Source organism: Cellulomonas citrea (assembly GCF_009829685.1).
In the GTDB taxonomy this organism is placed as follows: Bacteria; Actinomycetota; Actinomycetes; order Actinomycetales; family Cellulomonadaceae; genus Cellulomonas; species Cellulomonas citrea.
Genome location: NZ_VWSD01000018.1, coordinates 1 through 12,553 on the forward strand (window position 1 = coordinate 1; position 12,553 = coordinate 12,553).

10 protein-coding genes are annotated in these 12,553 nt (G+C 71.7%); 9 read left to right on the top strand and 1 reads right to left on the bottom strand.

The features are described 5' to 3' along the window. On the bottom strand, nucleotides 1-668 hold a 668-nt coding region (locus F2B26_RS03865; protein WP_159806634.1), incomplete at its 3' end, for a YaaA family protein. A gap of 119 nt (nucleotides 669-787) precedes the next feature. On the opposite strand from F2B26_RS03865, the gene F2B26_RS03870 reads away from it, so the two are divergent. From F2B26_RS03870 to aguA, 9 genes are all read left to right on the top strand, one after another. Next, a complete protein-coding gene (locus F2B26_RS03870; protein ID WP_159806636.1) occupies nucleotides 788-1,807 on the top strand; it encodes a LacI family DNA-binding transcriptional regulator in 1,020 nt (339 codons plus the stop codon). 208 nt (nucleotides 1,808-2,015) lie between these two features. Beyond that, a complete protein-coding gene (locus F2B26_RS03875) occupies nucleotides 2,016-3,245 on the top strand; it encodes a sugar ABC transporter substrate-binding protein (protein WP_159806638.1) in 1,230 nt (409 codons plus the stop codon). A gap of 14 nt (nucleotides 3,246-3,259) precedes the next feature. Next, on the top strand, nucleotides 3,260-4,216 hold the full coding sequence (locus F2B26_RS03880) for a carbohydrate ABC transporter permease (protein WP_201292597.1): 957 nt from the start codon (nucleotides 3,260-3,262) through the stop codon (nucleotides 4,214-4,216). Then, nucleotides 4,213-5,037, top strand: coding sequence for a carbohydrate ABC transporter permease (locus F2B26_RS03885; protein ID WP_159806640.1), 825 nt, complete (start codon nucleotides 4,213-4,215; stop codon nucleotides 5,035-5,037). Before F2B26_RS03880 ends, F2B26_RS03885 begins: the two co-directional genes overlap by 4 nt. 55 nt (nucleotides 5,038-5,092) lie before the next feature. After that, complete coding sequence (arfA, locus tag F2B26_RS03890; protein WP_159806642.1) at nucleotides 5,093-6,625, top strand: arabinosylfuranosidase ArfA; 1,533 nt, start codon at nucleotides 5,093-5,095, stop codon at nucleotides 6,623-6,625. Nucleotides 6,626-6,674: 49 nt separating this feature from the next. After that, nucleotides 6,675-8,708 (top strand): glycoside hydrolase family 31 protein, encoded by a 2,034-nt coding sequence (locus tag F2B26_RS03895; protein WP_159806644.1) that lies wholly within the window; start codon nucleotides 6,675-6,677, stop codon nucleotides 8,706-8,708. A 193-nt stretch (nucleotides 8,709-8,901) separates the two neighbouring features. Continuing rightward, the gene (locus F2B26_RS03900) at nucleotides 8,902-9,540 is read left to right on the top strand and encodes a TetR/AcrR family transcriptional regulator (RefSeq protein WP_159806646.1); all 639 of its coding nucleotides are present in this window, start codon (nucleotides 8,902-8,904) and stop codon (nucleotides 9,538-9,540) included. 242 nt (nucleotides 9,541-9,782) lie between these two features. Next, the gene (locus F2B26_RS03905; RefSeq protein WP_159806648.1) at nucleotides 9,783-11,273 is read left to right on the top strand and encodes an APC family permease; all 1,491 of its coding nucleotides are present in this window, start codon (nucleotides 9,783-9,785) and stop codon (nucleotides 11,271-11,273) included. Nucleotides 11,274-11,293: 20 nt separating this feature from the next. Further along, nucleotides 11,294-12,391 (top strand): agmatine deiminase, encoded by a 1,098-nt coding sequence (aguA, locus tag F2B26_RS03910; protein WP_159806650.1) that lies wholly within the window; start codon nucleotides 11,294-11,296, stop codon nucleotides 12,389-12,391. Nucleotides 12,392-12,553: the final 162 nt, after the last annotated feature.

Sequence of the window (12,553 nt, forward strand, 5' to 3'; positions counted from 1 at the left end):
CCGGCGTCGTGCGGCGCCCGGCCGCGGTGCCGCAGCAGGTGCCCGGTGAGCAGGCCGCGGGCGTGCTTGGCGTGGTGCGAGACCACCCGGCGCCGGTCTCCCACCTGCTGCTCGACCCGCACCTGCACCCAGCAGACGTCGGCCGGCGGGGTCCAGGCGCTCGCATAGGCCGACGAGCGGCAGTCCACCACGAGGTCGCCGGCGATCGGGTCCAGGGCCTGCGGCAGCCGGTCGCGCCAGTACGCGGCCAGCGGCCCGACGCCCGGCAGGTCGGTGCCCATCGACAGCCGGTAGGCCGGGACGGGGTCGTCCGGGCCGACGGCTCCCCACAGGGCGGACACGATGCGCACCTGGTCGCAGGCCCGGCGGGCGGCGGCCGGCGGCAGCGTGGCCAGACCCGCCGCGGCGTAGAACACCCCGGAGTAGACCTGCGCCGCGGGTGCGGAGGCGGCCTCGTGCAGCCGGGTGTTGCGCACCACCTCGTCGGCCAGGGACGGGCCGACGCCGAGCACCTGGGCGGCTTGCGGCGTCGCACTGACGGCGACGAGCGCGTCGAGCACCTCGCGGCGGTGCGCGGTCAGCTCCGGGGCGGACAGCGCGGCCAGGTCGAGCGCGGGTCCGGCGGTCGGTGCCGACTTGCCCTCGGACGGCGGCAGCAGGACGAGCACGCAGGTGAGGATAGGCGAGCGGGCGAGGTGAGACGCCGACCGGCCGAGGCGGTGGACACCCTGCTCAGGCCGGTGGTGGCCTGCCGCAGCGGGCAGGTCGCACCGCCTAGGGTGAGCGCATGGCCACCATCCGTGACGTCGCCGCAGACGCGGGGGTCGCGGCCAGCACGGTGTCCTACGTGCTGTCGGGCAACAAGAAGCTGCCGCAGGCGACCGTCGACCGGGTGCTGGCCAGCGTCGCGCGGCTGGGCTACCGGCCCTCACCGGCGGCCCGGGCGCTCGCACTGGGACGGACGAACATCCTCGGGATGCTCGCCCCGCTGTCCGCGGACACCCCGGACGCCGACGTCGACATCTTCATGCGCTTCGTCCGCGCCGCGATGTACGCCGCGCAGCCCCGTGGCTACGACGTGCTCGTCATGGGCCGCGGCGACGACGAGCTGCGCGGTGACATCCTCGCGGACGCGATCGTGGTGATGGACATCCGCGTGGTCGAGGCGCGGCTGCCGCTGCTCGTCGACCGGGGGCTGTCGACCGTGCTCATCGGCATCCCGGACGACCGGCTCGGCACCACCGCGGTGGACCTGGACTTCGGGCATGCGGCCCGCGTCATGGTGCAGCACCTGGCGGCCCAGGGGCACGGGCAGCTCGCGGTGCTCGCGCCCCCCACGGAACGGCCCGGTCACGAGCTGGCGTACCGCCGGCGGTTCTGGAACGCCTTCGACGCCGAGTGCGACCGGCTGGGGGTGCGCGGCACCTTCCAGCCGTGCGCCGGCACGAGTGACGCGGACGTCGAGCAGTGGCTGGGGCAGGTGCACGCCGTCCTGCCCGGGGTCACCGGGGTGCTCGTGCTCGGCGTGTCCTCGTTGCCGGCGCTCGACCGGGCGCTGAACGCCCGGGGCCTGTCGGTCCCGGGGGACCTGTCGGTGGTGTCGTTGGCGCCGCAGGAGCAGTTCGAGACGCTGTACCCGGCGATGACGGTGGTCGACCTGCCGGGGCAGGCGATGGTCGAGTGGGCGGTCAACCGGGCCCTCGACGAGCTCGCGGGGGCACTGCCGGGGGCCGTGCGGCTGCTGCCCGCCGTGCTGCACGACCGCGGCTCGACGGGTGCGCCCGGGCGCGGGCTCGTCGGGCGCTGACGGGCCGTCGCGGGGTGGCCCAGGGTGTCGCACCGCGGTCCCAGGTCACGAGACGGTCACGAACGTCTCGTTCTTGTGAACCGGTTCTCCAACCTATTGAACCGGTTCTCCTGATCGGCTAGCCTCGCGGCGTCGGTGAAGTGGTTCACCAGTGATGCGGCCGCGAGGCACCGGCGATGGATGACACTCTTCAGAGAGGAAGACTGTTGTGAAGCAACGACGCCTGACCCTTGGGGTGGCCGCCTCGATCCCGGTCCTGCTCCTGGCCGCCGCCTGCACCTCCGGCGGCTCCCCGGCGGCCACCGGCTCGGCCGCGGCCACCTCGCTGTCCCTGTGGGACGGCTACACGCAGTACAACACCGGCAGCTCGCCGTACGAGGGCCTCATCTCCGCGTGCGAGAAGGAGACCGGCATCACCATCAAGCGCACCGTCGACCAGGCGGTGGGCGACCGGCTCACCCAGGCCGCCTCGACCGGTGACCTGCCCAACCTCGTCATCCTCGACAACCCGAACGTCGCCCAGTACGCCGAGACCGGGATCCTGGTCGACAACGCGACCTCGGGCGTCGACACCTCGGCCATGAAGCCGAACATCGTCGCGTCGGGCAACTACAAGGGCAAGACGTACGGCGCCCCCTTCGGCTCCAACACGCTCGCGCTGTTCTACAACACCGACATGTTCACCGCGGCCGGGCTGACCCCGCCCACCACGTGGGCCGAGCTCGAGGCGGACGCCCAGAAGCTCACCGACACGTCCAAGTCGCAGTACGGCATCGCGTTCTCCGCCCGCCCCGACGCCGAGGGCACCTTCCAGTTCCTGCCGTTCTTCTGGGGCGCCGGCGCCGAGCTCACCGACATCTCCTCGCCCCAGACCGTCGAGGCCCTCCAGCTGTGGGTCGACCTGGTGAGCAAGGGCTACGCGTCCAGCGAGAACGTCACGCTCAACCAGCAGGAGATCCGCGACCAGTTCACCGCCGGCCACGCCGCGATGATGGTGAACGGCACCTGGCAGCTCAACGACCTCGACAAGAGCGGCATCAAGTACGCCGTCGTGCCGATCCCCGCCAAGGACGGCGGCAACGCCGCCAGCCCGCTCGGCGGTGAGTTCATCAACATCGTGCAGAGCAAGGACCCGGCCGCCGTCAAGGCCGCCGCGACGTTCGTCAACTGCTTCGTCAAGCCGGACAACCTGACCGGCTGGCTCACCGGCCAGACCTACATCTCGCCGTACGCCGACCAGGCCGAGGCACAGGCCGCCAAGGACCCGCGCCTGGTGCCGTGGGTGAGCGCGGTGGCCGCGGCCCGCAGCCGGACCTCCGACCTCGGCTCGTCGTACGCGACGGTCGCGACCCACCTCGGCGAGGCGCTGTCCAGCGCGGTCGCCGGGCAGTCCAGCCCCGCCGACGCCCTCAAGACCGCAGCCGCGGCCTCGAACTAGGCGACGGCCCCGACGTGGCACAGCACACCCGGGGCGCCGTGGGCCCGGTGGCGGGTGAGCGGGACGACGCAGAGCGTCTCGCCGCCCGTCGCCGGGCGACCCGGCGGACCCGCCTGGCGGCGTTCGGGTTCGTCCTCCCGGTCGTCCTGTACTCGGTGCTCTTCTTCCTCTACCCGATCGTGCGCACCGGCGAGCTCAGCCTGCAGCACTACACCTTCATGTCGTACTTCACCGGGCAGGCGGACTTCGTCGGCCTGGACAACTACGTGACGATCTTCGGCCACCCGCTGTTCCCCAGGGTGGTGCTCAACACCGCGGTGTTCACGGTCGTCTCGCTGGTGTTCCAGTTCGCGATCGGGCTCGCGCTCGCGGTGTTCTTCAACCGGACGTTCCCGCTGTCGGCGCTGTTCAGGTCGCTCATCCTGGTGCCCTGGCTGCTGCCGGTCATCGTCTCGGCCACCACGTGGCGCTGGATGTTCTACAAGGACTACGGCATCGTCAACGCACTGCTCGGCACGCACATCGGCTGGCTGTCCGACCCGTCGTGGTCGCTGTGGGCCGTCATCATCGCCAACATCTGGCTGGGCATCCCGTTCAACCTCGTGCTGCTCTACGGCGGGCTGCAGGCGATCCCCGAGGGGCTCTACGAGGCGGCCGCGCTCGACGGCGCGGGCCCGTGGCGCCGGTTCCGGTCGATCTCCTGGCCGTTGCTGCGCCCGGTCACCCAGGTGACCCTGCTGCTCGGGCTCGTCTACACGATCAAGGCCTTCGACGTCATCTGGGTCATCACCAAGGGCGGGCCGGTCGACAGCTCGCAGACCCTGGCGACGTGGTCCTACAAGCTCTCGTTCCAGGGCGGGACGGAGCAGTCCCTCAGCCTGGGTGCGACCGTCGCGACGCTGCTGTTCCTCGTCGCCCTCGTGCTCGGCCTGTTCTACATCCGCACCCAGCGCAAGGAGATGGACGCATGAGGCCGCGTACCGGACGTCGCTGGCTGACCACGGCCGTCGGGCTCGTGCTGTGCGCCGGGCTGCTCTTCCCGCTCTACTGGATGGTCAACGTCTCGCTCACCAAGCCCTCGGACCTGGTGCGCACGCCGCCGCTGCTCCTGCCGCTCGACCCGACGCTCGACGGCTACCGGCTGGCCCTGCAGCAGAACCTCGGGGCGCTGGGCACCAGCCTGTGGATCTCGCTCGCGACCGTCGTGCTCGTGCTGGTCATCGCGCTGCCGGCGGCCTACGGGATGAGCAAGCTGCGGGCACCGGGCACCGGGGCGCTCATGTTCACGTTCCTGCTGGCCCAGATGGTGCCCAGCGTCGTCGTGGTCACCGCGCTGTTCGCGCTCTACAAGCAGCTCGGCCTGCTCAACACGCCGTTCGGGCTGGTGCTCGCCGACTCGACCGCCTCGGTGCCGTTCGCGATCATCCTGCTGCAGGCGTTCATGCGGACCATCCCGGACGAGCTGCTCGAGGCCGCCCGCATCGACGGGGCCGGCCGGCTGCGCACGTTCGGCTCGATCGTCGTGCCGCTCAGCCGCAACGCCGTGGTCACCGCCGGGCTGTTCGCCTTCCTGTTCGCCTGGGGGGACTTCCTCAACGCCCAGACCCTCACCTCGGGCAACTCGATCACGCCGATCACGCTCGCGCTGTTCCGGTTCGTCGGCGCCGAGTCCACCAACTGGAACGCCGTCATGGCCTCGGCCGTCCTGGCCTCCATCCCGGCGACCGTCCTGCTCGTCTTCGCCCAGCGGTACGTCGCCGCCGGGGTGACCGCCGGCGCGGTCAAGGACTGAGCCCCCACCCGTCCTCCTCGACCTGCCCCACGTCGTGCCCGAAAGGAACCTCTCCATGCCCACCGTGAGCATCAGCGTGCGCCCCGAGCACGCCGTGGCCCGTCTCGACCGACGCCTGTTCGGGTCGTTCGTCGAGCACCTGGGGCGCTGCGTGTACGGCGGCATCTACGAGCCCGGCCACCCGAGCGCCGACGAGGACGGCTTCCGCCGCGACGTCGTCGACCTGGTCACCGAGCTCGGGGTGTCCACCGTGCGCTACCCCGGGGGCAACTTCGTCTCGGGCTACCGCTGGGAGGACGGGGTGGGCCCGCGGGAGAACCGGCCGGTGCGGCGTGACCTGGCCTGGCACGTGCGCGAGACCAACCAGATCGGCCTCGACGAGTTCGCCGCCTGGACCCGGCTCACCGGCGTCGAGCTCATGATGGCGGTCAACCTCGGCACCCGGGGCATCGCCGAGGCGCTCGACCTGCTGGAGTACACCAACGGTGAGCCCGGCACGGCGCTCGCCGACCAGCGCGTGGCCAACGGCTCGCCGGCCCCGCACGGGGTGCGCATGTGGTGCCTGGGCAACGAGATGGACGGCCCCTGGCAGACGGGCTACATGACCGCCGACGAGTACGGCCGGCTGGCCGCCCGCACCGGTGCCGCGATGAAGCAGGCGGACAGCGGTCTGCAGCTCGTCGTGTGCGGGTCGTCCGGCTCGTCCATGCCCACGTTCGGCGAGTGGGAGCGCACCGTGCTGGGGCACGCGTACGACGTCGTCGACTACATCTCGTGCCACGCCTACTACCAGGACCACGGTGACCGGGCCTCGTTCCTGGCCTCCTCGGTCGACATGGACCGGTTCATCACGACGGTGGTCACCGCGGCCGACCACGTGCAGCAGCTGCGCGGCTCCGACCGGCAGATCGCGCTCTCGTTCGACGAGTGGAACGTGTGGGACCTCACCGGGTGGCAGGTGATCGAGGCGCAGGTCGCAGCCGACGAGAAGGCCGGCCGGGCCGTGCCCTGGCCGATCGCCCCGCGCCAGCTCGAGGACACCTACACCGTGACCGACGCCGTGGTGGTCGGCAGCCTGCTCATCACGATGCTGCGCCGCCACGACCGGGTGCGTGCCGCGAGCCTGGCCCAGCTGGTCAACGTCATCGCGCCGATCATGACCGAACCGGGCGGGCCGGCCTGGCGGCAGACCACGTTCTACCCGTTCGCGCTCACCTCGCGGCTGGCCGCCGGCACCGTCCTGGCGCCGCTCGTGGACTGCCCGACGATGCCCACGGCGACCTTCGGCGACGTCCCCGTCGTGGACGTCGCCGCGACGTTCGACGACGAGACCGGCCGCGCCGCCGTCTTCCTGGTCAACCGCCGGCAGGACGCGCCCACGTCCGTCCGGATCGACCTGGCCGAGCTGGGCGCCACCCGGGTGGTGGCGGCGCACGTGCTGCACGACGACGACCCGACGGCCCAGAACACCCTCGCCGACCCGGACCGCGTCACCCCGGCCCCGCTGGTGTGCACCGTGACCGACGACGGCGCGCTGCTCGTCGAGCTGCCGCCGATCTCGTGGGCCGCGATCGAGCTCGCCCGCTGACGTCCGCGCGCACCCACCACCCCTTCTTCCTCGAGACGGAGCACCTCCTGTGACGCACTTTCAGACCGACGGCCGCAGCCTCACCTGGACCGGCGACGGCGAGACCCTCGTCGTCGCCGCCTGGGGCAGCGACGGCATCCGGGTGCGATCCACCCTGTCGGGACCCCTCGCCGACGACGACTGGGCGCTGCTGCCCGACCCGGGGTCGGCACCGGTCGTCGAGATCGACGAGGGTGAGGCGGTGCTGGTCAACGGCCGGATCACGGCCCGGCTGACCGCCCGTCAGGAGTTCGACGCGCAGTGCGGCTACGACGTGAGCTCCTGCACGCTCACGTTCCTCGACGCCACCGGCCGGGTGCTGCTCAAGGAGCTCGACGACGGTGGCTCGCTCAAGCTGCGCGCCCGGGACTACCGGGCGATCGTCGGCGGTGACCACCACCTCACGGCCGCGTTCGAGTCCGACCCGGACGAGCACCTCGTCGGGATGGGGCTCTACCAGCAGGAGCTCGTGGACCTCAAGGGCTCGACGCTCGAGCTGGTGCACCGCAACTCCCAGGCGTCCGTGCCGTTCGTCGTGTCGAGCGCCGGGTACGGGTTCTTGTGGCACAACCCGGCGATCGGGCGGGCGACCTTCGGCCGCAACCGGACCGAGTGGGTGGCGCAGAGCACCCGTCAGCTCGACTACTGGGTGACCGCAGGCGACACCCCCGCCCAGATCGCCGCCGCCTACGCCGACGTCACCGGGCACGTGCCGATGATGCCCGAGCACGGTCTGGGGCTGTGGCAGAGCAAGCTGCGCTACGCCACCCAGGACGAGCTGCTGGAGACGGCGCGCGAGTACCACCGGCGCGAGCTGCCGCTCGACGTCGTGGTCGCCGACTTCTTCCACTGGCCGCACATGGGTGACTACCGGTTCGAGGAGGAGTTCTGGCCGGACCCGGCGGCGATGGTCGCCGAGCTGGACGCGCTCGGCATCGAGCTCATGGTCTCGGTGTGGCCGCAGGTCTCCGTCGAGTCGGAGAACTTCGCCCGGCTGCGCGCGGACAACCACCTGGTGCGGGCCGACCGCGGGCTCGACGTCCAGATGAGCTTCGAGGGCCCGAGCATGTTCCTCGACGTCACCCACCCCGGTGGCCGTGCGGCGCTGTGGGACCTGTGCCGGACGAACTACTACGACAAGGGTGTGCGCACCTTCTGGCTCGACGAGGCCGAGCCGGAGTACGGCCGCTACGACGTCGACAACTACCGCTACCACGCCGGCCCGGGCCAGCAGGTGGCGAACATCTACCCGCAGCGCTTCTCGCAGGCCTTCTTCGACGGCATGACGGCGGCCGGGCAGGAGCAGGTGGTCAACCTGGTCCGCTGCGCGTGGGCCGGCAGCCAGCGGTACGGCGCGCTCGTGTGGTCGGGGGACATCCGGGCGACCTGGCAGGACTTCCGGCGGCAGGTCGTCGCCGGCATCCACATGGGCGCGGCGGGGATCCCGTGGTTCACCACCGACATCGGCGGGTTCCACGGCGGGGACGTGCGTGACCCGGCCTTCCACGAGCTGCTGGTGCGCTGGTTCCAGTTCGGCACCTTCAGCCCGGTGATGCGGATGCACGGAGACCGGCGCCCGGGGCACCCCGTGCAGGCCGCCGACGGGTCGCGCCGCAGCCCGAGCGGGGCCGGCAACGAGCTGTGGAGCTTCGGCGAGGACGTCTACGCCGTGCTGCGCCGCTACCTGGCCGTGCGGGAGGCGATGCGGCCCTACACCCGCTCGCTCATGGCGCAGGCGCACACGGCCGGTCAGCCGGTGATGCGCGGGCTGTTCCACGAGTTCCCCGCCGACGCCCGGTCCTGGCAGGTGGGCGACGAGTACCTGTTCGGGCCCGACGTGCTGGTCGCCCCGGTGGTGCAGCCGGGGGCCGCCGGGCGGACGGTCTACCTGCCCGCCGGTGCCGTCTGGACCGATCTGACCACAGGACGTACCCACGACGGCGGGCAGGCCGTCGAGGTCGAGGCCGCGCTCGACGTGCTCCCGCTGTTCGGGCGGGACGGTGCCGGCGACTGGTTGACGCCGGTGCTGCGCGCGCGGGGCTGAAGCGTCGAGGGGCACCTCGGGCCCGCACCCGGGGTGCCCCTCGACGTGCCCGCCGTGACGGGCGCCTGGTGGCGTGGTCCCGGCCGGGGCGCCCAGCCAGGGCGCGATAATGCCGGGTGGGGGTGGCGCCGACGTGCCCGCCGCCGGGGCGGGACGGACCGCCCGCAGTCGATCGGCGAGGGGAAGCACCACGATGTCCGGGGTAGACGGTCCGGCCGAGCGGCGTCCGCGGGAGCGGGCCACGACGACGAGCGGTCAGCGCAAGCGGGACCTCATCCTGGACGCCTCGGTCCGGGTGTTCGGCACCGGGGGGTCGGCGGCGGTGACGCACCGGGCCGTCGCGGACGCCGCCCAGGTGGCGCTGGGCTCGACGACGTACTACTTCACGGACCGTGACGACCTGCTGCTGCAGACGATGGAGCACGCCCAGGCGGCCGAGTCGGTGCGGCTGGCGGCGATCGTCGAGGCGGTGCAGGGGCCGGTCGACGTGGACCGGTCGGTGGCGCTGCTCACTCAGATGTTCTTCGACAAGACGACGGCCGACCCGTTGTACGACCTCGCGCTGTTCGAGATGTTCATGGAGGCGACCCGCAACGTCGCCCTGCGGCCGCAGACCCAGGCGTGGTCGGCGATGATCGGCGGCCTCGTGGACCGGGTGCTGCCGCCGAGCGACCCGGCGCTGCCGCGTGAGGTCGTGGTGCAGATCATCGCCTGCCTGGTGGACGGGCTCATGCTCGAGGCGGTGGCGAACGGCGAGCTCGACGTGCCGGACCTGTCGAGCCGGTTGCGGGTGGCCGTGGACCGGTTGTGCCCGGCGGGGACGGCCGGCTGAGGGCGGTTCCGGGGGAGCCTGGGACGGCGGGGACATTGGTCCCTAGGCCTGCATGACCAGACTTGTACGTTTGTACATATCGAAGTTGTGCGTTTGTACACATCTCGGCACGGTCCGCCCGGCGGTCCGGTGACGTCCAGGCCGCCAGGCGGCCCAGGGGCCACCGGGGCAGGGTGACCGGGGCGAGGTGCCGGCGCCGGCTTCGTGTCATGCACGTCAGCGGCACTGGCAAAGGAGCACTCATGGCCGCCCAGACCGACCGACCCCCGGTGGAGACCGGGACCACCGGTCGTCCCGCCTTCCGACTCTTCGACATGGTCCTGTTCTCGGTCGCAGCGATGCTGCTGCTGTCCCAGCTCACCGTGACCGCGGCGGTCGGTCCCACCGCCATCTTCTGGACCATCGCGATCATCGGGGCGTTCTTCGTCCCGTACGGCCTGGTCACCGCGGAGCTCGGTTCGGCCTACCCCGACGCAGGCGGCATCTACGCCTGGGTCGTGCGGGCCTTCGGCAACCGGTGGGGCAGCCGGGTCTCCTGGTGGTACTGGCTGAACGTCGGCCTGTGGGTACCGAGCGTCTACCTCATGTTCTCCGGCGCCATCTCCTCGATGTTCTTCGGCGGACACCTCAACTTCTGGGTGCAGATCGCGATCACCGTCGTGCTCATCTGGATCAACTACTGGGTGAACGCGCGCAGCCTGGAGACCGGCACCTGGGTGTCCAACGTCGGGGCCGGGATCACCATCGCGGTGATCGTCGCGCTCGCCGTCGCCGGTGGCATCTACGCCACCAACCACGGCTCGGCCACCGAGTGGACCGCGAGCACGATGCTGCCGACCGATGCGCTGCCGGCCTTCGCCGCCGCGCTGCCCATCGTCATCTACAACTTCCTGGGCTTCGAGCTCATGTCGTCCGCCTCGACCCAGATGGAGAACCCCAAGCGCGACGTGCCGCGCACCATCGCCGTGGCGGGGGCCCTCATCGGCGGCTTCTACCTCATCGCCACCGTCGGCATGCAGCTCATCCTGCCGGCCGACGAGATCTCCAGCACCACCGGCCTCATCGACGCCCTGCAGCGTGGTCTGGGCGAGTCCGCGGTCGCCCACGTCATCGTCACCGCACTCGGCATCGGCGCCCTGTTCTGCTTCTTCGCCTGCCTCGTGCCCTGGACCATCGGGGCCAACCTCGCCGCCGCCGAGGCCGCCCAGCAGGGCGACCTGCCCAAGGTGTTCGCCCGGGTGCACCCCGAGCGCGGCACCCCGGTCGGTGCGGCCATGCTGTGCTCGGTCGTCGGGACGGTGTTCACCGTCGGCTACGCCGCCCTGTTCTCGCTCACCGACGGCGCCATCGACGACGTGTTCTGGAACCTGTTCGCGTTCTCCTCGGTGATCTTCCTGCTGCCGTACATCGTCATGATGCTGGCGTTCCGCACGCTGCGCCGCATCGACGGCGACCGGCCCCGCCCGTACCGCGTCCCCGGCGGCCCCGTGGCCACCTGGCTCATCACGTGGGTGCCCACGGCCCTGCTCGTCATCGCCGTCCTGTTCTTCGTCTGGAACCCGTTCAGCTACTCGTGGGCGGCCACCGGGTCGATCCTCGTCGGCCTCGCCGTCACGGTCGCCTTCCAGGAGTACTTCTGCTTCCGGTCACCCCGGTGGACCCGCGAACGCGCCCTCGAACGCGGCGACGACCCCGACTCCGTCCGGCAGCAGTTCGCCGACACCCCGCTCTGACCCCGAAAGGCGGTTCCACCATGTCTCGCACCCTCACCACCACCCCCCGGGCCGACGGGTACCGCATGCCGGCCGAGTGGGCCCACCACACCGGCTGCTGGCTCATCTGGCCCGAGCGCCCGGACAACTGGCGGCTCGGCGGCCGGCCGGCCCAGGCCGCGTTCACCGCGGTCGCCACGGCCATCGCCACGACCGAGCCGGTCACCGTCGCGGTCTCGGCCCGGCAGTACGACAACGCCCGCAGCATGCTGCCGGACCACATCCGCGTCGTGGAGATGTCCAACGACGACTCCTGGGTGCGCGACAGCGGCCCCACGTTCGTCGTGAACGACGCCGGCGACGTGCGCGGCGTCGACTGGGACTTCAACGCCTGGGGCGGTCTGGTCGACGGGCTGTACTTCCCGTGGGCCGCCGACGACGCCGTGGCGCGCAAGGTCCTCGAGATCGAGGGCTGCGACCGGTACAAGGCGCCGCTCGTGCTCGAGGGCGGCTCGATCGACGTCGACGGCGAGGGCACCGTCCTGGTCACCGAGGAGTGCCTGCTGTCCGCCGGGCGCAACCCCGACCTGACCCGCGAGCAGATCGAGCAGCACCTGCGCGACCACCTCGGTGTCGACGTCGTCGTCTGGCTGCCGTACGGCGTCTACCTCGACGAGACGAACGGGCACGTGGACAACTTCTGCCGGTTCGTCGAGCCGGGGAAGGTCATGCTCACTTGGACCGACGACGAGGCCGACCCGCAGTACGAGCGTTCGGCGGCCGCGCTCAAGGTCCTCGAGTCGAGCACTGACGCCCGCGGCCGGGAGTTCGAGGTGGTGAAGATCCACCAGCCCGGTCCGATCTTCATCACGGCCGAGGAGTCAGCCGGGGTCGACTCGGTCGAGGGCACCCTGCCGCGGGAGGCCGGCGACCGGCTCGCGGGGTCGTACGTCAACTCCTACATCGGCAACGACATCGTCGTGCTGCCCACGTTCGACGACGAGCACGACGACGCCGCCGTCGCCGCGTACACCGAGCTGTTCGCCCCGCGCCGGGTCCTCACGGTGCCCGGCCGGGAGATCCTGCTCGGCGGCGGCAACGTGCACTGCATCACCCAGCAGCAGCCCTCCGGCCGCTAGCCGCGCACGGCCGGCACCGGCCGCACCGCTCGCAGGTGCGGCCGGTCCCGGACCGGCGCCGGGCCGCGCCCCGGCCCCCGTCCCGCCCGTCCACGGTGCGGGTCCCCAACCCCTCGGTGACCCGGCCTGGCCGCGCCCTGCCCTCGTGCACCCCGCAGGCCC